Genomic DNA, 25,270 nt, shown 5'->3' on the forward strand with positions numbered 1-25,270 from the left:
GTTGGTCGTACCGAAGTCAATTCCTGTAGAGGTCACTTGGCATCGTCTCCCCGCATGTCCACGGCGCTGGTCCCGTCCTGCTCCGGCAGGGTTCTCGGGGCTGGGACGCGACGAAGTTGGCCGGCGAGCAGCAGCTTATCCATCGCCTGATCCACGTAGGCTGGCCGGACCAACTCGAAGCCGTCGCCCTCGCCCTCGACGACGACGAAAAGTTCCTGCTCGTCGGCCTCCTCGACTACACGGACCCCCATGTCGATGAGGGAGGCACGTACCGCCCGGCGGATGGCCTTCGCCCCCTGTTCGGGCGTGCTCGCGAGGAGGTCGGTCTCGACCAGCCGCGCGATGTGCTCGTCCCGCGTCCGGAATGCCTCAAGAACGCCCTGCCTCAGCGCCGCGGTGACCGTAGCGGTAGTGGGGCGGGCTTCCTCCGGAAGCTGCGAGATCAGCTCCGTGGCCCGTTCAGTGAATCGGGCAAGGAGCTCCGCCGGATGGAGGAGTTCCTCCGGCCTGAGGGTCCGCAGATTCATGTCCGCCACGAACTCCTGTTTCTCCTTGCGGCGGATCCGCCCCGTGGGCTTCTTGGCCTGTCCGGCCGCGTTCGGGCTGCTCTTGCGGCGTTCGGACTTGCTACTCATGAAGTCGTCCTGTGGTGGTGATCGGGGCGCCGGGGCGCGGTCAGCAGAGTGGGGAGAAGGTCGGCGATCGCACGGTCACGTACCGCCGCAAGGTCTGCGGCGGTACGGTGTGTGGTCCGGCGCGGCATTGCGGCGGGCCTCGGCGTCAGGGAGCTCGGTCTCACCGTGGGCAGTTGCAGGGATGCGGGATCCAGCGGCAGTACGAAGAAGTCGGACCAGTCCTCGGTCCGCTCGGCCTGCTCGATCCGTCGCATCGCCCAGTTGGCCTGCGCCGCCAGGTCGAGGTCGTCTCGGTCGGCCCGCCTGCGCTCGCGCCACTGGTGCTTCCACTGCTCACTCTTGTGCGGCAGCCCCAGCTCCAAGTACGGATTGGCGGGCTGATCCCGGTCGTTGCGCTTGGTACCCCGCCGACTCTCCAGCAGAGCCAGATTTCCCTCGACCCGTCGGTCGGTTCGAGCGACGCGCGCCAGCGAGACGTAGGCGAGGTCGAGATCGTCATCGAGAAGGGCGAGGTAGGCGAACATGTTCCACGCCTCGGCCGCCTGATCGGCCGGCGCGCCGTCGTGATCGACCAGCTTGTCCACCTGCGCCTGAGCCTTCTTTCTCTCGCCCTGGCAGATGAGGTCGTAAGCGTGCCTCAGCGCAACGAGGGCGTAGAACGGTCCTCGTGTCGGTTTAACTGCGGCTCTCGGCTCCCACAGGGCGCACATCAGCCGCCACAGTCCCCGGTCGGTGGGGATGTCCGGGTCCCAGGAGCCCGTCATAGCGCCATCCCGCACCTTGCGCAGGCGCAGCAACAGCTCGCGAGGCAGCAGCTTTTCGAGTTCCTTGAGGACGTCCGTCTCACCATCTGTGGCGCGCAAGAGCAGGTCGTACAGGCTGCCCGGCGCCGGCTGGATCGGCTCGCCCGCCAAAAAAGCCTCCCGCTCGCCCGGCTCGTCCCAACCTAGCGAGTGGGCGAGATTGGCGTCCGTGTTCTCTGGTGCGAGCCTGGCGCGCAGGTAGTTCTGTTCGCCGACGTCCGTCCGCAGGGTCCACGGCTTATGACCGCGGTTCAGCACGCCTGCCTCGATAAGGTCGTCTATGACGCCGAGGGGCGCCCAGGGGACGATGGCCCCCAGATGGTGCGTAGTCAGCTCCTCCAGGTTTCGCCGGACAAGGGCCTGCTGAAGCGCGAAGGCACCAGTGGGGTCCTCTTCGGCATCGCGAGGGAGGCCGGCCGCAGGAACCGCGCCCGCGATGACCGCGAGGCGGCGCTCACCGGCCGGGGAGAGCCAGGGCAGACCGGCCTCGTGGACGATGGAGAGCATGGCAGCGGTCTGCGTGACGGCGCGGCTCGGTTCGGTAGCTTCGAGCAGTGCCTTGACAGCGCGGAGTAGTTGGGGTGTCGGCTGTCCGTCTAGAGACGCGCGAATGGTGTCGGCGCTCCACCGCAGGGTTTCGTCCTCGGCGTCCATGGACTGCAACAGCCCCCGCAGCATGTCCTCGACACGAGCCACTGCCTCCGCACCGAAGACCCCCGCCCTGCGCCACTTGCGCAGCGCGAATCCGTCGACCACGCCCCCTGGACCGGTAACTGCGGCAGAGCGGCGGGCGGACCGGCGCTCCCGCCACGCCTCGACCATCTTAGCGCGCGTCATCGACTCCGTAACCGGCGGTTCCCCCGCGCCGAATCCGCCGCCCAGCAGATCGGCCGAAGCGTCCTCGTCCCCCATGCGCCCCCCGCTCGACTCCCGCGCTCGAAAACTCCGTCGTATTTTGACAGGTCTTCTCGCGCTGGCGGCAGTGCTCTCGCTAGGACACGATGTGCCGCGCGCCCGGCCCCGCCCAACTCCCGTCGACGCGCCAGGCGAGGAGCACGCTGAAGGCACCATCGACCGCGTCGGCCACCCATGTCTCCGTGGGTCCGCCGCCCAACACGATGACAAGGAATTCCGCTTGGCCCTCCGTACGCAGATGGGACACCTCCATGAGGTGGAGCACCGACTCGCGGATAGTCGGGTACGTGCTGTCCTCACTGCCCAGTACGTCAAAGAGCACGGTGCCATCAGCCCGCGTGCACCAGGCGTCCACGAAGGAGCTCTCCCCGACCTCCGGCGCGCTGTCGTAGAGGTCGGCGAGCAGGCGGTGCCGGAGCGCTTCGTGTGACCGGTCCGCCCGCGCCGCCATCGTGCGCGCGGCCACCAGGCGTTCCAGGCTGCGGCTCACCTCCGTCGGCCGCTCCTCCTCCGCCCGTTCCTCTTCGGCGAGTTGGAGTGCCGGTTCGGTGGTGGACATGGTCGCCCTTCGGGGCTCGGGGAGAGAGTCGGGGAAGGCCGGCGATCTGCGGTGTACGTCCGCGCCGGGTTCACGCACGGTAAGCAGAGAACGACCGTCGGTTGAGAGCCGCCACTGGAAGCGGCTGCCTTCGACGATGACACAAGTCTCGGATAACTCGATGCCCGCGGTCCGCAGATCATCGGCAAGCGCTCCACACATAGCGCGTACGAAGGCTTCATCGGCCACACCGCGGATATGCCCCACCCGCTCGTACCCGGCGCAGGCCGAGGCGGTGGCGTGCACCGCTCCTGCGTCGAGCAGGCGGACCGGTTCTCCGGCACTGAGCGGCGGTCCACTCTCCCGCACCAACGCAGTCAGCATCGATCTCCGCGCGGCCCGGGCGTCCTTACCTACCCGAGACGCGACACCCGCCTCGAACTGCGCGAAGCTCCGCTCCGCGTGCACCGAGTCGTAGCCTGCGATGGTGTCGGCCTCGGGACTGAGCACGATGCGGAATCCCGCGAGGTCCAGCACCCAGGTGCCGTCTGCGGCACGCAGGTGCCGGGCCCGCTCAACGAACGGGACCAGCATGGCGTGCAATTCCACCGCCGCTTCTGGCAGGCCGCCCCGGTGCCGCATGACGAAGGTCCCGCATGCCCCCGAGCTGACCCGCGCGGCGGCACACTGCCGCGCGTCGAGGTGGAGACGGCCTTGTTCCCGCGCTCCGGCGAGTGGGGCAAGGTGCCGGGGCTTGGCCACGAGCACCGGTTCAGCGGTACGGAAGCCCCCGCAGGGGGCCGTCCTGCACCACTTGTCCGCGTGGTGAGTGGAGTGGAGGCATGGAGTTCCGTCGGCGAAGTACCGGCTGCAGCGGCTCGCCGCGGGATCCTCCGCGTCACGCGGTGAGAGAGCGGAAGTGGAAGTGGGCGCGGGACGCCGGTCCGGGCCGCCGATCTGCGAGGGCAGGGGCAGGGCGTGGACGATGGTCAGCGACTGGGTACACCGCGTCAGCGCCACGTACAGGTGGCTCAGCCCAACGGAGTCGCCTGCGACGATCCCAGCAGGTTCCACCACGACGACGTGGTCGAATTCGAGGCCCTTCGCATCAGCCGGGGTGAGGACGACGAGGTTTTCAAGACCCTTCAGACCGAGCGCGAGTACCACGTCGCTGCCCCATATACCGCCCGACGGCACGATCACGCCGATCGAGCGTTCGTCCGCTCCGTCAGGCGCGCTCGCACGTAGCCGTGCCACGGCCTCGGCGGCCAGAGTGGCCGCTTCCGCTCCCTGGACCACGGCGACGTGCGTACCCGTGTCGCGCACCGAGTCGGGCACGGCCACGCCGGGCGCGCAGTGCTCACCCAGCCGGGCCACGAAGTTCATGACCTCTCCCGGTACACGGAACCCTGTGAGCAGCTCGGTGACCCGCCATCCATCGCGGCCGGCGAGCACCTTCCCGAGCCCGCCCCAGTCCTGGTAGAGGTACGGCCCGGTCGACTGCGCGAGGTCGCCGAGCACCGTCATCGAACCGCTGGGACAGCGGCGTGCCAGGGCTCTGGCCTCCATCGGCGTAACGTCCTGTGCTTCGTCGATGACCAGATGCCCGTACACCCTCTGGGGGCGCCCGGTCAGTAGGTACTCCAACTCATCCAGAAGTACCAGGTCTTCGCGGCTCGGCTCGGTCCGTGAGCGCGCCGTACGGCTACCTGGACCGGCCCCCGGGCGAGGTGCGGTAAGCAGGTCCTGTTCAGCGGCAGACAGCCTGCCCTCGGCGGCACGGCCGAGGGCGGACCCGCCGGTAAACAGGCCCCGTAGCACGTCCTGGGCCGCAAGGTTGGGGCAGATCCGCTTGAGGAGGCGTACGACGGGGCGGGCTCTGGCCGTCTCGGCCAGGTAGTCGATGTCGGCGGGGCCGGGCAGGAGCCCGACGTAGACATCGGTCAGGTGCTGCGTGATCCGCTGTACGCACCGCTCCCGGCGCACCAGGTAGGGACCGTCGCCGGCCAGTGCCGCACCAGCGATCTCCGCTATCTCCTCGACAGGGACAACGACTTCACGGCGGTTCAGCTCAAAGGTGAAGACTGGCCCACCCACCAGGGCGGTCAACCGTTCCGCCGAGCTCGTCGTCTCGCAGTCGACGGCCCTACGCAGTATCTCAGCCATCCTTGGATGGGCCTTCAGCTCGGCGACCGGACGGGGGTCTCGGGGCGAAGCGGCCGCCGACCAGAGCGCTGACAGTTCGACCACTGACACGTCGTCGCTGCCAAGTTCAGACAGAGTGACGCCCACGTAGTTGAGGAATCCCCGATTGGGGCCGATGACAAGAATTTCCTTGGCTGCTCGGTGCTTGTTGTCCAGAAGCCAGGTCACGCGGTGCAGGCCGACCGCCGTCTTACCCGTGCCCGGACCGCCCTGGATCACGAGTGCGCCCGTAGGCTCCTCCGCCACGAGCCGGAGCTGCTCCCGCTGGATGGTCTCAACGATGTCGTGCATCGAACCGTCGCGCGCACGGTCCATCTCATCAAGGAGCGGATCACGCCACTCCGGTTCCTCAGCCTCCTTGTCCGGCGCGGGGATGGCGACCGGTACCACCGAATTCGCTGGTACCACTGGCAGTTCCACTTCCGATCCGTGGAGATCGAGATAGCGCTTCACCACCTGCTGATCACAGATGATCTGCCGCAACAGCAGCACCTGTCCCGGATCCCGCCCGCTGGTTAGCCGCCAGTTCACCGCAGCCGGTGAACTCCAGGAGACCACAAGGGGATTCAGCTGTTCGTCCCGCACCACGCGGCGCCCCACGTAAAACGTCTCACGGCCCTCGCCCTCGTCGACGTCGGCCCTCATGAAGACGAGAGACTTTCCTCCGATGTCGAGGGCCGCCACCTCCCGCTCCCAGGTCCGCCGGGCATCGATGGAGTCCTTTCCGCTGGCCGCGGCGTCGAGACCGCTCAGCTCCGACGCCTCCAGCCGGGCCTGCTCGAGACAGGAATACGCGTGGTCGACCGCGCGCTGTTCAGCAGCGAGCACAGTTGCGCGTCGAGAGCGCTTCGACATCCTCGCTCTTCCCCTCCCTCCGCGTGCAAGCGCAACGGGGCCGCGAGCACGACGGATTGTCCCACCGTAGATGCGCGTTGATCGTGACTCCGCGCTGCCGCAGGAGGATTCGCTCTGACCGGCTCCCCACGACAGCGGGCTTCACAGCCCTGTCGGGATCGGCTTGAAGCACAGGGAATCTACCGACCTCCTGGGCGGGCAGGGCCTTTGGCAGCAAGGCAGGCAGATCGCGCCCATGCCTTTAGGAGCTGAAGACCCTCCTCCTAAACGCCAAGGGCGCGGTCCCCGACGCTATACAGTCGGGCTGCGCACGTGGCTGACGGTCGGCGCTCACTCAGCCTTCCTCGTCGCGACCCTCCTCGTCCCAACGCCGACGGCGCGCTCGCTCGGCGATCCCGCTGGAGAGCTTGCCCTTCACCGAGCTGGCCCGGTCAAGGGTCTCGTTGCCGAGGCTTCTGGCGGCAACGACGCCCTTTGCTCCTGCCCCGAGCGCCTTGTCCCTCGCCTCCGCGGCGGCGTCCACCCATCGCCTCGCCTCCGATGACCGGCGACCAGACTCAATCCCGAGGCGCTCGTGGAAGTCATGGACACCGGCCGCGACATGGTTGCTCGACTGAACCACGGCCGGGGACTTGGTCGGGTGCAGCAGTACCTTCGCGTTGGCCGCGCCGGCAACCGCATTCATCCTGGCCACCAGACGCTCGGTGCTCCGCAAGATAAGTTCCTGCCGGTCCTGCCGGGCAGCCTTCAGTCCAAGACGATGCCCGTTCAACTCTTCCGGAGACGCGTCCAGCACCCGGTCGAGTTCGAGCACGGCGATCGCATCCTGCAGTTGGAAGCAGCGAGCCAGAACAGCGAGCCACTCCCGCACCACGGACTCAGCTTCCCTGGCTGTCGTTGCGAGATCACCGATCTTCGCCTTGCGTTCCATCTTCTCCGCGAGTGCGTCGAGTTGACGCAATGTATACGCCTGGGTTTCTGCGATCATCGCCGGCGCGGTCTGCACCTTCGACCACGTGACCTCGTCGACCCCGCGCCTCTTCTCGCGGACAGTCATGGCCTCCTCGATGACAAAGCCCACTCCGATCATGCGGGCCAACACGGCGTCCTTCTGGGCTCGCAGCACGTCATCGACCTTCGCGTCGATCGTGGCGAGGTAGTCGGTGATCTCGTCCATGCTCTGTTGCATCGCAACCTGCGACATGATCCGCGCAGCGCCAGCAAGATTGGCCGGGTTGGTCAGAAACGACCGGGGCCCCCTGACAAATTCGACGAACCCCCCGACCTGGCCCTTCTTCGCCTTCACCACTCCTGTGCTGAGCCCCGTCTTCGAGCTTTCCCTCAGTCCGTACTTCTTAACTTGTTGTGCCGACTCCCGGGTCAGCTTCACCCAGCGCCCCGAGCCGGCAGCAATCTCGGAGCCCTCCTGCGCAAGCGCAGCCGCGGCACCGACGACGGACCTGAGCCGTTGCAGTCCGAGGTCCTTGGACGACAGCCCCTCCGATACGAGGAAGCGTTCGACATCCGCCGCATTCCCGATCACCGCCAGTCCATCACCGTCACTGATCAGCTGAATCTCGTTGTCCATCGCCCGCTCCTGAAGTGGCCTCTCGCCGTCGAGAGTAGCCGGGGATGGGCCAATTCGCCTTGCTTTGGCGGTTGTTGAGTGATCAGTGGATTCCCGGAGCCGGGCGACCCTCCAGGGCAATCCGGAATGCGTTGAGGGGCCTTCCAGCGCATGGCCGACCTCCTACGGCCCCGTCGGTCGGGGTCAGCTCATCAGTGCCATGTGTATGCGAATGAGGGCGGGCGGCGTCGGTCTGGTGAGCCTGATCCTTCGCGACGTGCCAGCGAGCGGCGGCGATCGTGGCCCAGACGAGGGCGGCGAGCAGTGCGGCCAACGCACTGCTGTCGGGGTCGGTGACGGTCTGGGCAATGGCGCAGGAAGCGGTGCGCAGGGTGGGGGGCGGCCTTCCCCGTCCTTGTCCGGCATTTGGTGGCGTGCGGGACAGCAGCTCGGATCCCGTCCTCCAGCCGCTGCTGGCTGGTCTCCTGCCGATCCGGCTGCACGGCCTCCGCCACGGCGCGGCCATGCTCATGCTCACCGCCGGCATCGACGTGAAGATCGTGCCGGACACCCTCGGCCACAGCGACACCCGCATCACCCGCGACATCTGCCAAAGCGTCCTCCCCCACGTCGGCAAGCACGCCGCCGAAGCCACCGCCAAGCTGGTCCCCCCTCCAGCGCAAGACCAAGGAGGAGAAAGCCCGCAAGGCCGCCAAGAAGGAGAAAGCTCGGGCCAAGGCCAGGAAGAAGGGCAAGCGGAAGAAGCCCCAGAAGTAGATCATCCGCCGCTCCGCTCACGCATCGCTCACGCAAGCCCCTCCGAGGCGTCCCAGCCGTGCGTCCCGACGCGCCCCAACCGCCCCCGGAAAAAGCAAAAGCCCCAGATCACGGCGAGTGAGTTCTGGGGCCTTCACAGAGCCGCCTTCGGGATTCGAACCCGAGACCTACGCATTACGAGTGCGTTGCTCTGGCCAACTGAGCTAAGGCGGCAAGCTGCGGAGTTGTCTGTCCGCGCACGGTCAGGTTCGCATCAGCAGCGGCGCCAAGTCTACAGGGTTCTTGGGGGTGCCCCGCACCAGTCCCCGGGTGGGGAGGGGGGTGTGGTCAGCACTTCTTGCCGTTCTTCGGTGGGGTGCCTTCGATGAGGTACGTGTTGATCGCCGTGTCCACGCAGTCGCTGCCGCGGCCGTACGCCGTGTGGCCGTCGCCGTCGTAGGTCAGCAGGACTCCCGAGGAGAGCTGGTCGGCCAGGGATTGGGCCCACTTGTACGGGGTCGCCGGGTCGCGGGTGGTGCCGACCACGAGGATCGGGGGTGCGCCCTTCGCCTCGATGCGGTGGGGGGTGCCCGTCGCCTTCGTCGGCCAGTAGGCGCAGTTCAGCGAGGCCCAGGCCAGGCCCGTGCCGAAGACCGGGGATGCCTTCTGGAAGGAAGGCACCGCCTTCTCCACCTGGGCGGGTTCGGTGTAGGCGGGCGGCAGGTCCAGGCAGTTCACCGCCGCGTTGGCGTACATCAGGTTCGTGAACGAGCCGTCGCCCTCGCGTTCGTAGTAGCTGTCCGCCAGGGCGAGGAGCCCGGAGCCGTCGCCGTCCATCGCGCTGCTGAGGGATTCGCGGAGGCCGGGCCAGGCGGACTCGTCGTACATGGCGTTGATCACCCCCGTCGTCGCCAGGGACTCGCCCAGTTTGCGCGGCTCGCCGGTCGGGATCGGTTGGCCGTCGAGGTCGTTGAAGAACGCCTTCATGCGACGGCCCGCGTCGGACGGCGATCCCGTGCCCAGGGGGCAGTCCGGCTGCTTGACGCAGTCGGCCGCGAACGCCTCGAAGGCGGTCTCGAAGCCCGCCGTCTGGTCGCGGTTGAGTTCGGCGGCCGGCAGTGAGGGGTCCATCGCGCCGTCGAGGACGAGGCGGCCGACGCGGGTGGGGAAGAGTTCGGCGTACGTGGCGCCGAGGAACGTGCCGTACGACGCCCCGACGTAGGCCAGCTTCTTGTCGCCCAGGACCGCCCGGAAGATGTCCATGTCGCGGGCGGCCTCGACGGTGGAGACGTGCCGGAGCACCTCGGCCGAGCGCTTCTCGCAGCCTTGCGCGAGCTTCTTGTAGGAGTCCGCCAGGAGGTTCCGCTCGGCCGTGTCGTCGGGTGTCTGGTCGACCTGGGTGTAGGCGTCCATCTCCTTGCCCGTGAAGCATTCGACGGGCGCACTGCGGGAGACTCCGCGCGGGTCCATCGCCACCATGTCGTACCGAGCGCGGACCGGGGCCGGGTAGCCGATGCCCGCGTACCCCTGGAGGTAGTCGATGGCCGAGCCGCCGGGACCGCCGGGGTTGACCTGGAGGGAGCCGAGGCGCTTGCCGGGGCCGGTGGCCTTCGTGCGGGCGACGGCGAGCTTGATCTCGGTGCCGTCCGGCTTCTCGTAGTCGAGCGGCGCCTTCATCGTGGCGCACTGGAAGTTGGGGACACCGCAGTCACGCCAGTTGAGCTTCTGCCCGTAGTACTTCTTCAGGTCGGCCGGCGCCCCTGACTGCGCCGACGCCGTGCCGGACGACGACGAAGAACCACCGGAAGTGCAGCCGGACACGAGCAGTACGGCCGCTGCGAGCCCGGTGGCGGAGAGACGGAAGGGGCGCCTGAAGTCCATTCGAGGAGCCTAGCCGTCGCGCGGTGACTGTCCCTTTTCTGTGTCCGTACGGGTGACTCCCCGGAGGTGACACCCCCGCCGGGCGGCAGAGTCGGCTCAGCCCGCCCGCAGCGACACCGTCATCGCCTCCACCGCCAGCAGCGGCGCCACATTGCGGTCGAGCGCCTGGCGGCAGGCCACGATGGCCTCTATCCGGCGCAGCGTGGCCTCCGGGGTCGACGCTCCCGCGATCCGGTCGAGCGCGTCCCGTACGTCCTCGTTGGCCAGGCCGATCCGCGAGCCGAACTGGATCGCCAGGACGTCCCGGTAGAAGCCCGTCAGATCGGTGAGCGCCAGGTCGAGACTGTCCCGCTGCGTACGGGTGGAGCGGCGCTTCTGCCGGTCCGCCAGGTCCTTCATGACGCCCGCCGTACCGCGCGGCATCCGGCCGCCCGGCGCGGCACCGAGAGCGGCCTTCATGTCCTCGGTCTCCTTGACGTCCACGTCCTCGGAGACCTGCTTCGAGTCCTCCCCCGCCGCGTCGATGAGTTCCTGGGCGGCCCGGAGGCAGCCGCCGATGTCCGCGACGCGCAGCGGGACCTTGAGGACGGTGGCCCGGCGGGCGCGGGCCCGTTCGTCCGTGGCGAGACGGCGGGCGCGGCCGATGTGCCCCTGGGTGGCACGCGCGGCCGCGGCGGCGGCCTCCGGCTCGATGCCGTCGCGCCTCATCAGGACGTCCGCGACCGCGTCCACGGGGGGCGTACGGAGCGTGAGATGGCGGCAGCGGGAGCGGATCGTGGGCAGGACGTCTTCCAGGGAGGGGGCGCAGAGCAGCCAGACCGTACGGGGCGCGGGCTCCTCGACGGCCTTCAGGAGCACGTTGCCCGCGCCCTCCGTAAGACGGTCGGCGTCTTCGAGGACGATGACCTGCCACCGTCCGACGGCCGGGGAGAGCTGGGCCCGGCGGACCAGCTCCCTGGTGTCCTTGACACCGATGGAGAGCAGGTCGGTGCGGATCACCTCCACGTCGGCGTGCGTACCGATCAGGCTCGTGTGGCAGCCGTCGCAGAACCCGCAGCCGGGCACACCGCCCAGCGCGCGGTCCGGGCTGGTGCACTGGAGGGCGGCGGCGAAGGCCCTGGCCGCGGTGGAACGGCCGGAGCCCGGCGGGCCGGTGAACAGCCACGCGTGCGTCATCTTCGTCGCCTCGGGCGGCGGGGTGCCCGAGGATTCGGCCGTGACACGGGCATCCGCGTCACGCGCGGCCGCGGTGAGCGTCTCGGCGATGCGGTCCTGCCCGACCAGGTCGTCCCATACGGTCATGCGCCGTCACCACCTCCGAGTCGCGCGCCTCGGCATCCGGACCGGGATCGGGTCCGGATGCCGACTTTCGAGATCCATTGTGGGGCCAGGGTCTGACAATCCCGTCCCACCTGGGCGGAGGCCGACATTCCAGCCCCCGGCCCCGGCCCCCGCTCCGAGTCCGACCCTGATCCGGCTGTCAGCGGCCGCCGCGCGCCCTGCCCGTGGTGCCGTCGTCATCGTCGTGCGGACCGAGCAGCTCGTCGGCGAGGGTCGGAAGGTCGTCCAGCGGAGTCTCCTCCGCCCAGTCCGAACGCCGCCGTGCCGGCCGCTCCGGATCGATCTGCGGCAGCTCGCGCGTCTGGTCGTTCCCCGCCGCGGGCGGCACCGGCGCCGATCCCTGCTCGTCCTCCCGGAAGTAGCCGGGCGGCACCCGGTCGGCCGGATCCGCGTCCCGTACGGGCGGCAGTACGGCGGTCTCGTCGGCCGCCCGGTCGTCGGGACGCGCCTTGGGCACGTCGCGGACATCGCGTACCGGAGGCAGTACAGCCGTCTCGTCGACCGCCCGATCCGCCGCTCCCGACCCCGACCCCGACCTCGGCCCCGATCCCGATCCCGATCCGGTTCCCGGCCGCTGCCGGTCCGCCGGATCCGGAACCTTCGGGATCACCCGCGTCTCGTCGTTGTCGGCGAGCGGCCTCGGCACCTCCTGCGTCGCGTCGTCCGGGGCGACGACCCGCTTCCCTCCGGCCGCGCCCTCCGAGGGCGGCTTCACGACCGGCGTCGGAACCGTCAACTCGTTGTCGGACTCGGCACGTTCGGCCGGTGCGGATTCCGCAGACTCCGTGGACTCCGCCGACTCTGCGGCTTCCGCGGCCCGCGCGGCCTCAGCAGCCTCCGCCGCGGCCGCCGCCTGTGCAGCCTCAGCCAGCCGCCGCGCCTCCTCGGCGCGCAGCAGCGACTCCTCAGCCCTGCGCTGCTTCTCGCGCCGGCGCTCCTCGGCCTCGGCCCGGAGCCGGCTCTCCTCCTCGGCCAGCCGCCGCAGGCGTTCCTGCTCGGCGCGCCGCGTCTCCTCCTCGGCCTCGCGCCGTACGCGCTCCTCCTCGGCGAGCCTGCGCGCCTCCTCGGCCCGCTCCCTCGCCTCCATCGCCTGCCGCTCGGTCTCGCGCTGCCGCGCCTCCTCCAGCTCGCGGCGCTTGCGCTCCTCCTCCTCGGCCCGGAGCTTGGCGAGCTGCGCCTGCCGCTCGCGTTCCTGGCGCTCCTCCTCGGCCTTCCGCGCCGCCTCTTCCTCGGCCCGGCGCCGCGCCTCCTCGGCGGCGGCCTTCCGCGCGTCCTCCTGGGCCTGCACCTCGGCCGCGGACAGCGGCAGCATCTGGTCGAGCCGGTGCCGTACGACGGTGGTGACGGCCTCGGGCTCCTGCGCCCCGTCCACGACCAGATACCGGCCCGGGTCGGCGGCGGCGAGCGTGAGGAAGCCGTCCCGTACCCGCTGATGGAATTCGGCGGGCTCGGACTCCAGCCGGTCCGGCGCCTCCGTGAAGCGCTCGCGCGCCGCCTCGGGCGAGACGTCGAGCAGCACCGTCAGGTGCGGTACGAGACCGTCCGTGGCCCAGCGCGAGATACGGGCGATCTCGGTCGGCGCCAGATCCCGCCCGGCGCCCTGGTAGGCCACGGAGGAGTCGATGTAGCGGTCCGAGATGACGATCGCGCCGCGCTCCAGGGCGGGGCGTACGACCGAGTCGACGTGCTCCGCGCGGTCGGCGGCGTACAGCAGCGCCTCCGCGCGGTTCGACAGACCGGCGCTCGACACGTCCAGCAGGATCGAGCGGAGCCGCTTGCCGACCGGCGTCGCGCCCGGCTCGCGGGTCACGACGACCTCGTGGCCCTTGGCGCGGATCCACTCCGCCAGCGCCTCGACCTGGGTCGACTTACCGGCGCCGTCGCCGCCCTCTATGGCGAGGAAGAAACCGTTCGCCGCCTGGGCCGGCGTCGGGTCCGCCCCGCCGCGCAGCGCGTCACGCAGATCACGCCGCAGCGGTACGCCCGACCGGTCGTCGGTCTTGGCGAGTACGACGGCGGCCACCGGCAGCAGCAGCGCGCCGACCAGCATCAGTGTGAAGGCCGCGCCGCCGTGTGCGAAGACGAAGTCTCCGGAGGCGAGCCGGTGCGGTCCGATCGCGGCGGCCAGGACGGGCGCCACCACGGCGCCGAGCGCCACGTAGACCCTTACGACGGCCTGGAGATGGTCGGTGTGCCGGCCGCGCCGGTACTCCTCGGTCTCCTGGTCGATCAGCCCATGGCCGGTGTTGGCCGCGACACCGGCCGACACACCGGCGAGCACCGCGACGAACAGCACGGTCGCCGTGTCCGGTACGAGTCCCATGGCGAGCAGCGCGACACCGGTGAAGGCGAGCGCAAGCGCGAGCAGCCGACGGCGGGAGAGTCCGGGCAGCACCTTCGCGGCGCCGCGGATTCCGGCTCCCGCGCCGCCCGTCAGCGCGAGGATCAGCAGGGCGAAGGTGACGGGCCCGCCGCCCAGGTCCTTCGCGTGCAGTACGGAGACGGCGGCGGCGGAGGCGATCGCCGCCGCGACGGCCGCGCAAGCGACCACGAGCAGCGGCACCGCGCCCGTACGGCCCTTGTCCGGGCCGGTTCCGGTCGTCGGACGGCGCAGGCCCTCAAGGGGCGAGCGCGGGCGCGGGGTGGGGCCGCCGGGCAGCTCCAGCATGAACAGGGTCGACACGGACGCGGCGAACAGGCCGGCCGCGACATACGAACCGAGGGCCGCCTGGTGCAGCGAGAACCACTCGACGCCCGTACCGAGCAGATTGCCGATCAGTGTGACGACGAGCAGGACGGCGGCAGCCGTGGGGATCGCTACGAAGCCGGTGCGCAGCGAGAGCCGGCGCAGCGCGTCGAGGTGGTCGGGAAGCGGGCGTACGGCGGCGCCTTCCGGGGGCGGGGGCGGGAGCAGCGCGGGCGCCGCGCTCTCCTTGGCCACCGTCCAGAAGCGCTCGGCCACGCCGGCGACGAAGACCGTACTGAGAAGGATGGCCAGTGCGTTGTCGGGGCTCCAGTCGAGCCAGAGCGGCGCGACGATGAGGAGCGCGAGGCGTACGCCGTCGGCCCCGATCATCGTCCAGCGACGGTCCAGCGGACCGCCCTTGGCGCCGTCCTTGGCTGCGCTCTTCGCGCCGCCCTTCGCGCCGCCCTTCGCGCCGCCCGTGGCGTCGGGGACCGCCTCCGGCTTCGCCCCGGACCCGGGTGCGGTGAGGGCGGAGAGCGGTCCGAGGAGTACGGCTCCGAAGAGCACTGTGGCAAGGATCCGGGCACCGAACACCGCTGCGACGGCGAACGCCACACCCCGGTATCCCGTCCCGAACGAGCCCTCGGCGACCGCCGCCTGCAACGACAGCAGCAGAAGCACGAGCAGGGCGAGTGCATCGCCGATGCTGCCCACGAGCTGAGCGCCCCACAACCGCCGTAGCGGGGGGAGGCGCAACAAAGCTCGTACGGCACGCTCTCGTGAGTCTGCGGCAAGTGCGTCGGAGTCGGAGGCGGGGCTCACGACCGTTGGCTGCTCGGCTCGCGTCATCCGCCCAGCCTATCCGGAGCCCGCCGGTCCTCGGAGGCCCGCCCGAACAAACGACCGCCGCACGGGTCTCCGGGTGATTCCGGTGGAGACTCCGTGCGGCGGTCGCGCTTCTGTACAGAGGCGCGTATCGCGGCGTACGGCGGGGCGTACAGACGTCCATACGCCCGCTCTCGCCCTACTCGTCCGCGTTTACGCGTCTACTCGTCCGCGTTCGAGCTCGCGCGGGACGACGACGCCGTCGACTTCTTCGCGGCCGTCGACTTCGTGGCGGTCTTCTTGGCAGCCGTCGTCGTCTTCTTCGCCGCGGCCTTCTTCGCCGTCGTCGTCTTCTTGGCAGGAGCCTTCTTGGCGGCGGCGGTGGTCTTCTTCGCCGGAGCCTTCTTCGCCGTCTTCTTCTTGGCCGGCCCCTTGGCGCGCTTCTCGGCGAGCAGCTCGTAGCCGCGCTCGGGCGTGATCTCCTCGACGCTGTCGTCCGTCCGCAGCGTCGCGTTGGTCTCGCCGTCCGTGACGTACGCCCCGAAGCGGCCGTCCTTCACGACGACCGGGCTCCCGCTCACCGGGTCCGTGCCCAGCTCCTTCAAAGGAGGCTTGGCCGCGGCCCGGCCGCGCTGCTTGGGCTGGGCGTAGATCGCCAGCGCCTCGTCCAGCGTGATGTCGAAGAGCTGGTCCTCGCTGGTCAGCGACCGCGAGTCGGTGCCCTTCTTGAGATACGGGCCGTAGCGGCCGTTCTGCGCGGTGATCTCGACGCCCTCGGCGTCCGTACCGACGACGCGCGGCAGCGACATCAGCTTCAGCGCGTCCGCCAGCGTCACCGTGTCCAGCGACATCGACTTGAACAGCGAGGCGGTCCGCGGCTTGACGGCGTTCTTGCCCGTCTTGGGGGTGCCGTCGGGCAGGACTTCGGTCACGTACGGCCCGTAGCGGCCGTCCCTGGCCACGATCTGGTGCCCGCTCTGCGGGTCGACGCCCAGCTCGAAGTCGCCGCTCGGCTTGGCCAGCAGCTCCTCCGCGTACTCGACCGTCAGCTCGTCGGGCGCCAGGTCCTCGGGCACGTCGGCCCGCTGGTGGCCCTCCGCGTCCTTCTCGCCGCGCTCGACGTAGGGGCCGTAGCGGCCGACGCGCAGCATGATGCCGTCGCCGATCGGGAAGGACGAGATCTCCCGGGCGTCGATGGCGCCGAGGTCCGTGACGAGCTCCTTGAGCCCGCCCAGGTGGTCCCCGTCGCCGTTGCCGGCGGCCGCCGCAGCGGTCGCGGCGGCAGCCGCACCGTCCGAGTCGTCGCCCGTGCCGAAGTAGAAACGCTTGAGCCACGGCACGGACTGCGCCTCGCCCCGCGCGATGCGGTCGAGGTCGTCCTCCATCCGCGCGGTGAAGTCGTAGTCGACGAGCCGGCCGAAGTGCGTCTCCAGCAGGTTCACCACGGCGAACGAGAGGAACGACGGGACGAGCGCGGTGCCCTTCTTGAAGACGTAGCCGCGGTCGAGGATCGTGCCGATGATCGACGCGTACGTCGACGGGCGGCCGATCTCGCGCTCTTCCAACTCCTTGACCAGCGAGGCTTCGGTGTAACGGGCCGGCGGCTTGGTGGCGTGACCGTCGACGCTGATCTCTTCCGCCGACAGCGCGTCGCCCTCGGCGACCTGCGGCAGACGGCGCTCGCGGTCGTCCAGCTCGGCGTTCGGGTCGTCGGCACCTTCTACATAGGCCTTCATGAAGCCGTGGAAGGTGATCGTCTTGCCGGACGCGGAGAACTCGGCGTCCCGGCCGTCGCTGGACGTACCGGCGATCTTGACCGTGACGCTGTTGCCGACCGCGTCCTTCATCTGGGAGGCGACGGTCCGCTTCCAGATCAGCTCGTAGAGGCGGAACTGGTCGCCGGTCAGACCGGTCTCGGCGGGCGTACGGAAGCGGTCGCCGGAGGGACGGATCGCCTCGTGCGCCTCCTGCGCGTTCTTGACCTTGCCGGCGTACGTACGCGGCTTGTCGGGCAGATAGCTCGCCCCGTACAGCTGCGTGACCTGCGCCCGCGCCGCCGAGATCGCGGTGGCGGACAGGGTCGTGGAGTCCGTACGCATATAGGTGATGAAGCCGTTCTCGTACAGCTTCTGCGCGACCTGCATCGTCGACTTGGCCCCGAAGCCCAGCTTGCGCGAGGCCTCCTGCTGAAGCGTCGTCGTACGGAAGGGGGCGTACGGGGAGCGGCGGTACGGCTTCGACTCGACCGAGCGGACGGCGAACGACGTGTCCTGGAGGGCGGCGGCCAGCGCGTGCGCGTTGGCCTCGTCCAGATGCAGGACCTGGTCGGACTTCAGCTGTCCGTCCGAGCCGAAGTCGCGGCCCTGCGCGATACGGCGGCCGTCGACCGCCGACAGCCGGGCGTTCAGTACGGAGGGGTCGGAGGCGTCGCCGGTACGGCCGGTGCCGAAGGTGCCCGTCAGGTCCCAGTACTCGGCGGAGCGGAAGGCGATGCGCTCGCGTTCGCGCTCGACGACGAGCCGGGTGGCGACGGACTGGACGCGGCCGGCGGACAGGCCGCGCATGACCTTCTTCCACAGGACCGGCGAGACCTCGTAGCCGTACAGCCGGTCGAGGATGCGGCGGGTCTCCTGCGCGTCCACCATCAGCTTGTTCAGCTGGCGGGGATTGGCGACGGCGGCCCTGATCGCTTCCTTGGTGATCTCGTGGAAGACCATCCGGTGGACCGGGACCTTGGGCTTCAGGACTTCCTGAAGATGCCACGCGATGGCTTCGCCCTCGCGGTCCTCATCGGTGGCGAGGAAGAGTTCGTCGGAGTCGGCCAGCAGCTCCTTGAGCTTTCTGACCTGGGCCTTCTTGTCGGCGTTGACGACGTAGATCGGCTGGAAGTCATGTTCGACGTCCACACCGAGGCGGCGCACCTCGCCGGTGTACTTCTCGGGCACCTCGGCGGCGCCGTTCGGGAGGTCGCGGATGTGCCCGACGCTCGCCTCGACGACATATCCCGGGCCGAGGTAGCCCTTGATTGTCTTCGCCTTGGCAGGCGACTCGACGATGACGAGTCGGCGGCCGGCGTGTCCGGTCTCGCTGGTCGGGGACAACTTCGCTCTTCTCTCCGGTCGGCACTCGGTGGCCCGTACAGCCTTACCGCGGTACGGCAGTACGGCACCGCGGGGCAGGACATGCCCCGCTATGACGCTGCTTCGCTGCGGAGTGTGACGGTACAACCCGCCCCCGTGTCAAACGGCGAAAGACCGCAACGGCCACTCGAACGGTAACCCGAGTCCGCACCTTTCTGCCGCCCGGACCCTTGTGCCCGCCGTGCGGGACGGCGTAGGAGCGCCGTACGGAACGGGTCGGCGGCGGACCGCGCGGCGGGCTCCGCCGCAGGTCCCGGGGGTCGGCGGAGGGCATACCCCGGGCGGGCTCCCGGCGGGATCAGGTGCCGTACGACTCGTCGGGCGCGCCGGTCCCGGGGTCCGTCGGCCACGGCGCGGGGCCGGGAATCAGATCCGGCCGAAGCACCAGAGGCCGAGGGCGACGAACGACACGCCCGCGAGGGTCGCCAGCGTGATGGATGTCGCAGGGCTCACACCGTGGGCCACCGGGGCGCGGTGCAGCACGCGCGCTCCCGTCCACACCAGCAGTGCGGCTCCGAACAGCGCGAACGCCGCTCCCGCGAAGATCGCCGGCCCGCTCTCCATGCCCGTACCCCGTTCGATTCGCGGAGCCGAGCGGCTCCGGAGGCAGAGGCTGGCACCTCGGTGCGTCATTGGCGCGAATTCCGCGTGAACGGCGCGGGGGTTCACTCGCGCGGCGTCCGCCGGGTGCCGGTACGGGTTCGGCGTCCGCCCGCACGGAGGCGCCACCCGGCGCGCGCCGTACGGCTCCCGCTCCGGCACCCGCCAACTGCGGCCGTACGGTCTCCGTCGGCTGGACCAGGCGAAATACGCCACCGGCACGGGCGGCCGGCGGTCGGGACCCCCGTCGGATCAGGCCCCGGGGGCGGCCACCGGCAGCAGGAAACCCTCCTCCACCAGCACCCGGATCGCCTGCGGCGTGCGGTCGCGCAGCTGCACCGGGTCCTCCCCGACGAGCTGGGCGATCGCGTCCAGGATCCGCCCGGCGCTCAGCGAGCCGTCGCACACCCCGGCGAATCCCGCGGCGACGGTGTCGACCTTCGTCGCCCTTCGCATGCCGCGGTTCTGACGGAGCACCACATGTTCGGGGTCCTCCGCGCCGGGCAGCCCGACCTGTTCCTGGACGACCTCGGGGGCGAGCGTGAAATGCGCGGTGAGCAGGGCGGCGTCGTCGTGCGCGCGCAGATAGTCCTGGCGCTCGAAGTGGGCCCGTACGGTCTCGCCGAGCGGCTGCTCGACGGGGTGCGGCCACTCCTCCACGACCACCGAGGGGCGCTCGGACCCCGACTTCCTCAGGGTGATCCAGCCGAAGCCGACGGCCTTGGTCTTCCGCGCCTCGAACTCGTCCAGCCACGCCTCGTACCGCGCCGCGTACGCCGCCGGGTCCGCCTGGTGGTCGCCGCTGTCGCGCAGCCACAGCTCCGCGTACTGCGTCACGTCCTGCACCTCGCGCTGCACGATCCAGGCGTCGCAGCCGCGCGGCACCCAGGACCGCAGCCGGTCCTGCCACTCCTCGCCCTCCACGTGCTGCCAGTTGGCGAGGAAGTGCGCGTAGCCCCCGTCGGCCAGGCGGTCGCCCGTCTCCTGGACGAGGGTCCGGCACAGGTCGTCGCCGCCCATGCCGCCGTCGCGGTAGGTGAGCCGGGCGCCGGGAGAGATCACGAACGGTGGGTTCGACACGATCAGGTCGTACGTCTCGCCGTCGACCGGCTCGAACAGCGACCCCTCACGCAGCTCGGCGGCCGGCGCCCCTGACAGGGCGAGAGTGAGCCGGGCGCACTCCAGCGCACGCGGGTTAAGGTCGGTGGCGGTGACCCTGGTGGCGTGCCGGGCCGCGTGCAGCGCCTGGATGCCGGACCCGGTGCCGACGTCGAGGGCACTGGCGACCGGCGTACGAACCGTGAGTCCGGCCAGCGTCGTGGAGGCCCCGCCGACGCCGAGCACCACACCCTCGCCGTGGCCGATCGCGCCGGAGGCGCCGCCGACCGCGCAGCCGAGGTCGGAGACGATGAACCAGTCCTCTCCTTCCGGGCCGCCGTACGGCCGTACGTCCACGGTGGCGCTGACGAGCGTGCCGTCCTCACCGCCGGCCGTACCGCCTTCCGTGGCGCCTTCCGTGGCCGCAGCGACAGCGGCTTCCGTACCGCCTTCCGTGGCGGCTCGCGTGGCTCCGACCTCCACGACCCAGCCGTCGGCCAGGCACTGCGACAGCGGGAGCGCCGCACGGGCCCGCACCGCGGGGACGGGCCGCTGGAGCAGGAAGAGTCTGACGAGCGTTTCGAGCGGGGTGTCGCCGCGGGTGGCCCGCAGGGCGGGCACCGTCTCGCTGCGGGCCAGCGCGGCATAGGCGGGCGCGCCGAGCAGGTCCAGCAGGCCGTCGACGGTGAAGTCGGCGGCGAGCAAGGCGTCACGGAGTCGGGGCGAGTGGTCGGGCGCGGGAAGGCTGGTCGTACTCACGATTCCATTGTGGCGGCTCCCACCGACAAACGCCTGCGGCCCGGCTCCCCGGGCGGGGTGCCGGGCCGCGGGTTTCGCGTCCGAGAGCGGTACTGCGAGGCTTATGTACTACGGCGCGTTCTTCTGACGAGTCGACAGAGAACGCTCCAAGGAGAACGCCCCTTCACATCAAGGGCTCGCGGGCTCAGGAGGACTTGTCGGCGGACGGTTCCGTCGACGGCGCGTCCGACCCGGTCTCGGCGGGCGCGGACGTCTTCGGCCGCTGGCAGCCGGGCTGCTTCGCCATCGCCGCGCCGACGTCGCCGGACTGCAGCTTCTGCAGCGCCTCGTCACCGCTCTTGCTGAGCTTGTCGAGTTCGTCGGCGACGCCCTTGAGGCCGTCCGCGAACTTCGCCTGGTCCTTGGTGTCGAGGTCGTCGACGTCGGTCTTGAGTCCCGCGTACGCCTTGGAAGTGGCGTTGAGCTCGCTGACAGCCTCCTTCTGGGTCTTCTCGCCGTCGTCGACGGGCGGGGCGCCCGCTCCGTTCACGGCGGCGCCCAGCGCCTTGTAGGCGTCCGAGATGGACTGGAAGGCAGCCGCGTCGGTCTTCTGGACATCGGCGGGCTTGCTGCTGTCCGAGGTCGCCTGCTGGATCGAGGCGTTGGCGCCCGCGATCTTCGTCAGCTGCGGCTGGACCTGGTCACAGACCTTCTTGGCCCAGTCGTTCACCTTGCTGTCGCTGTCGTCGCTGCACCCCGACAGCGCCATGAGCAGTACCGAACCGCCGGACAGTGCGGCTGCGAGCTTCTTGTTCACCGGATTGGGTCCCTTCCAAGGCTCTCGGCCCCGGAACATACACGCCAAGTGGGCTACTACCGCACGCCGAGTGTCCGTTCAATGGGCTTTTGCGGCCATTTGCACCAAGGGAGAGAACCCTCACGCCGCCCACCTCCACGGCGCGGCAGGCAGACGGGCGGCGCGTCAAGGCGCGCCGCCCGCAAGCCAGTTGCCGAGCCGTGGCTACGAAGCCACCGCCGGATCCGGTGACTTGGTCGTCCCGTCGCCGGATCCGCCTCCTCCCTCGCCGCCGTCGTCGTCCACGGTCACCGAGCGCCGCTTGGAGACGTACACGGCCCCGACGATCACGGCGATCGCCAGCACCGCCACCACCGCCCGCACCCCGGCGTTGGCGTCGTCCCCGTAGCTGAACTGCACCACCGCCGGTGCGATGAGCAGCGCCACCAGGTTCATGACCTTCAACAGAGGGTTGATCGCCGGTCCCGCCGTGTCCTTGAACGGGTCGCCGACGGTGTCGCCGATGACGGTCGCGGCATGGGCGTCGCTGCCCTTGCCGCCGTGGTGGCCGTCCTCGACGAGCTTCTTGGCGTTGTCCCACGCCCCACCGGAGTTGGCGAGGAAGACGGCCATCAGCGTGCCGGTGCCGATCGCGCCGGCCAGGAACGAGCCGAGCGCGCCGACCCCGAGCGAGAACCCCACGGCGATCGGGGTGAGCACGGCGAGCAGACCGGGCGTGGCCAGCTCGCGCAACGCGTCCTTCGTACAGATGTCGACGACGCGCCCGTACTCCGGCTTCTCCGTGTAGTCCATGATCCCGGGGTGCTCACGGAACTGCCGCCGTACCTCGTAGACCACCGAACCGGCCGACCGGGAGACGGCGTTGATCGCGAGCCCCGAGAAGAGGAACACGACCGCGGCGCCGAGGATCAGTCCGACGAGGTTGTTGGGCTGCGAGATGTCCAGGCTCAGACCCATCTCGTCGGCCTTCGCCCCCACGTCCGCCACGGCCGTGGCGATGGCGTCGCGGTACGAGCCGAAGAGCGCCGCCGCCGCCAGTACGGCGGTCGCGATGGCGATGCCCTTGGTGATGGCCTTGGTGGTGTTGCCCACGGCGTCGAGGTCGGTGAGCACCTGCGCGCCCGCGCCCTGGACGTCCCCGGACATCTCGGCGATGCCCTGGGCGTTGTCGGAGACGGGACCGAAGGTGTCCATGGCGACGATGACGCCGACGGTGGTGAGCAGTCCGGTGCCGGCCAGCGCCACCGCGAAGAGCGCCAGCATGATCGACGTACCGCCGAGCAGGAACGCCCCGTACACGCCGAGAGCGATCAGGAGCGCCGTGTAGACGGCGGACTCCAGGCCGATGGCCACACCGGTCAGGACGACGGTGGCGGGGCCGGTGAGCGCCGATTTGCCGATGTCGCGCACCGGGCGCCGGTTGGTCTCCGTGAAGTAGCCCGTGAGCTGCTGGATCAGCGCCGCGAGCACGATGCCGATGGCGACGGCGACCAGCGCGAACGTCCTCGGGTCACCGGAGTGCGAGGTGATCTCCTCGGCGGTCACTCCGTCCAACTCCGCGTACGTGGAAGGGAGGTAGGTGTACGCCGCCACGGCCACCAGGACCAGCGAGATCACCGCGGAGATGAAGAAACCGCGGTTGATCGCGGTCATCCCGCTGCGGTCGGAGGGCCGCGGCGCGACGGCGAAGATGCCGATCATCGCCGTGATGACACCGATCGCCGGGACGATCAGCGGGAAACCGAGCCCGAAGTTGCCGAAGGCCGCCGTGCCGAGGATGAGCGCGGCGACGAGCGTCACCGCGTACGACTCGAAGAGGTCGGCCGCCATACCGGCGCAGTCGCCGACGTTGTCCCCGACGTTGTCGGCGATCGTCGCCGCGTTGCGCGGGTCGTCCTCGGGGATGCCCTGCTCGACCTTGCCGACGAGGTCGGCGCCGACGTCGGCGGCCTTGGTGAAGATGCCGCCGCCGACACGCATGAACATGGCGATCAGCGCGGCGCCGAGGCCGAAGCCCTCCAGCACCTTGGGGGCGTCCTCGGCGTACACGAGGACCACGCAGGAGGCGCCCAGCAGGCCGAGGCCCACCGTGAACATTCCGACCACACCACCGGTGCGGAAAGCGATCTTCATTGCCTTGTGCGCGACAGCTGTCAGATCCTTTTCCGGTTCGCCCTCGGCCGGAGTCGCCTCTCGCGCGGCCGCGGCTACGCGCACATTGCTACGTACGGCGAGACGCATGCCGAAGTAACCGGTGGCCGCCGAGAAAAGGGCACCCACCAGGAAGAACAGTGAACGTCCCGCGCGTTCCGACCAACCGTCGGCCGGAAGCAGCAACAACAGGAAGAACACCACGACGGCGAAAACGCCGAGGGTGCGCAACTGCCGTGCCAGATAGGCATTCGCGCCTTCCTGTACGGCCGCCGCGATCTCCTTCATGGAATCGGTGCCCTCGTCGGCCGCCAGCACCTGACGGACCAGCCGCTGGGCGACGAGCAGCGCCGCCAGCGCGATGACCGCGATGACGATCACGATCAGTCTGTTGCCGTCCGTGAGTATCGCGGCAGCGAGAGAAGTGGGGTGCTCGGACAGTTGTGGATCGATGTTCCCCGCCATTCGTCCTCCTTGACGCTCAGCGCTCAAGATGGACGGATTGTAGGGAGCGGAAGCTGATCAAAACAGAGTGCGCCGCGTGTAATTGACCTTGACTTACGGAGTCGCAAATGATCGGCCACCGGAAAGCACTCCGAAATGCGTAATGGGATAAACGCATTGGGCGGTGATCAATTCCCGCCGAGAAATAGAAAAGGCCCTGCTCAGCAGGGCCTTCAAAGAAATTGGATCACGCTCTCACGACCGCCCCGGCGGAGGACCGCCCCGGACGGGCGGGCCGCTCGCCGCGGACCGTACGCACACGCGCATTCAGGAGAGCGCGACCGCCGAGGCGGTCGGCCAGCTCATCCGGATGACGCCGCCGTGATCGTCGGAGGTCACTTCCACGTCGTCGACGAGGCCGCTGATGACCGCGAGGCCCATCTCGTCCTCGCCGTCGCCCGTGTCCGTCTCGTACAGATCGCCCGCGAGGACGGCCCTGCGGGAGACCGGTGTCTTCTCCGCGGCGGCCGAGGTGCCCGGGGTGGGCACCTCGTCACCGACCTCGATGGAGAAGACCTTCTCCTCCTCGGTCAGCACGACCCGCACGGGCGCGGTGATGCCATGGCTGCGGTGCAGCCCGACCGCGCGGCTGCACGCCTCACCGACGGCGAGCCTGACCTCGTCCAACACTGCTTCGTCGACACCGGCCCTGCGCGCCACGGCAGCCGCCACCAGACGGGCCGTCCTGACGTGCTCGGGCTGGGCGCTGAAGCGGAGTTCAACGGTGGCCATGCGATCCCCCTCAGACGTACGAGCGTGCGAATCTGGGGCTCGGGTGCCCCGGGCATGACGCCCGGTGCCCCCTGCCCTTCCTTCCGAAAGCCTCCGGCCGGCCTCAGTCGGTGGCGGCGACGGCCTCTTCGACCGTGGTGTGAATGGGGAACACCTTGGTCAGGCCAGTGATCCGGAAGATCTTGAGAATGCGCTCCTGGTTGCAGACCAGACGCAGCGAGCCCTCATGGGCACGCACACGCTTGAGTCCACCCACGAGCACGCCGAGACCGGTCGAGTCGAGGAAGTCCACGCCCTCCATGTCGACGACCAGGTGGTAGCTGCCGTCGTTCACCAACTCGACCAACTGCTCGCGCAGCTTGGGCGCGGTATACACATCAATCTCGCCACCGACCTCGACGACCGTACGGTCGCCACCAGGGCCGGACACATTGCGAGTCGACAGGGACAGGTCCACGGATCCTCCAGCACCTTGCAATCGAG

14 protein-coding genes and 1 tRNA gene are annotated in these 25,270 nt (G+C 69.8%); all 15 read right to left on the reverse strand.

The features are described from left to right. Window positions 1–32 precede the first annotated feature (32 nt). Complete coding sequence (locus ACFUN8_RS12020; RefSeq protein ID WP_383634832.1) at window positions 33–635, reverse strand: hypothetical protein; 603 nt, start codon at window positions 633–635, stop codon at window positions 33–35. Beyond that, window positions 632–2,350 (reverse strand): hypothetical protein, encoded by a 1,719-nt coding sequence (locus tag ACFUN8_RS12025; protein WP_383634834.1) that lies wholly within the window; start codon window positions 2,348–2,350, stop codon window positions 632–634. Before ACFUN8_RS12025 ends, ACFUN8_RS12020 begins: the two co-directional genes overlap by 4 nt. A 79-nt stretch (window positions 2,351–2,429) precedes the next feature. After that, on the reverse strand, window positions 2,430–5,951 hold the full coding sequence (locus ACFUN8_RS12030; protein ID WP_383634836.1) for a HelD family protein: 3,522 nt from the start codon (window positions 5,949–5,951) through the stop codon (window positions 2,430–2,432). Window positions 5,952–6,285: 334 nt separating this feature from the next. After that, the gene (locus ACFUN8_RS12035; RefSeq protein WP_383634838.1) at window positions 6,286–7,539 is read right to left on the reverse strand and encodes a hypothetical protein; all 1,254 of its coding nucleotides are present in this window, start codon (window positions 7,537–7,539) and stop codon (window positions 6,286–6,288) included. Window positions 7,540–8,434: 895 nt separating this feature from the next. After that, window positions 8,435–8,508 (reverse strand) — tRNA-Thr (locus ACFUN8_RS12040). 114 nt (window positions 8,509–8,622) lie between these two features. Beyond that, window positions 8,623–10,155, reverse strand: a complete 1,533-nt coding sequence (locus ACFUN8_RS12045) for an alpha/beta hydrolase (protein ID WP_383634840.1) — start codon at window positions 10,153–10,155, stop codon at window positions 8,623–8,625. Between the two features lie 96 nt (window positions 10,156–10,251). Further along, the gene (locus ACFUN8_RS12050) at window positions 10,252–11,457 is read right to left on the reverse strand and encodes a DNA polymerase III subunit delta' (RefSeq protein WP_383634842.1); all 1,206 of its coding nucleotides are present in this window, start codon (window positions 11,455–11,457) and stop codon (window positions 10,252–10,254) included. A gap of 178 nt (window positions 11,458–11,635) precedes the next feature. Then, complete coding sequence (gene tmk, locus ACFUN8_RS12055) at window positions 11,636–15,031, reverse strand: dTMP kinase (RefSeq protein WP_383634844.1); 3,396 nt, start codon at window positions 15,029–15,031, stop codon at window positions 11,636–11,638. 197 nt (window positions 15,032–15,228) lie between these two features. Continuing rightward, entirely contained in the window at window positions 15,229–18,108 is a 2,880-nt protein-coding gene (topA, locus tag ACFUN8_RS12060; RefSeq protein WP_383634846.1) for a type I DNA topoisomerase, read from the reverse strand. A 405-nt stretch (window positions 18,109–18,513) separates the two neighbouring features. Then, window positions 18,514–18,711 (reverse strand): hypothetical protein, encoded by a 198-nt coding sequence (locus ACFUN8_RS12065; RefSeq protein WP_354606634.1) that lies wholly within the window; start codon window positions 18,709–18,711, stop codon window positions 18,514–18,516. Between the two features lie 288 nt (window positions 18,712–18,999). Continuing rightward, window positions 19,000–20,604 (reverse strand): methyltransferase, encoded by a 1,605-nt coding sequence (locus ACFUN8_RS12070; protein WP_383634848.1) that lies wholly within the window; start codon window positions 20,602–20,604, stop codon window positions 19,000–19,002. Window positions 20,605–20,788: 184 nt separating this feature from the next. Next, a complete protein-coding gene (locus ACFUN8_RS12075; RefSeq protein WP_383634850.1) occupies window positions 20,789–21,400 on the reverse strand; it encodes a small secreted protein in 612 nt (203 codons plus the stop codon). A 204-nt stretch (window positions 21,401–21,604) separates the two neighbouring features. Then, window positions 21,605–24,016, reverse strand: a complete 2,412-nt coding sequence (locus tag ACFUN8_RS12080; RefSeq protein ID WP_382564602.1) for a sodium-translocating pyrophosphatase — start codon at window positions 24,014–24,016, stop codon at window positions 21,605–21,607. A gap of 306 nt (window positions 24,017–24,322) precedes the next feature. Continuing rightward, window positions 24,323–24,787, reverse strand: coding sequence for an ATP-binding protein (locus tag ACFUN8_RS12085; RefSeq protein WP_382564604.1), 465 nt, complete (start codon window positions 24,785–24,787; stop codon window positions 24,323–24,325). Between the two features lie 103 nt (window positions 24,788–24,890). Next, window positions 24,891–25,244 (reverse strand): anti-sigma factor antagonist BldG, encoded by a 354-nt coding sequence (gene bldG, locus ACFUN8_RS12090; protein ID WP_078075833.1) that lies wholly within the window; start codon window positions 25,242–25,244, stop codon window positions 24,891–24,893. Window positions 25,245–25,270 lie beyond the last annotated feature (26 nt).

The sequence above is a fragment of the Streptomyces sp. NPDC057307 genome (genome assembly GCF_042667665.1).
Taxonomy (GTDB): Bacteria; Actinomycetota; Actinomycetes; order Streptomycetales; family Streptomycetaceae; genus Streptomyces.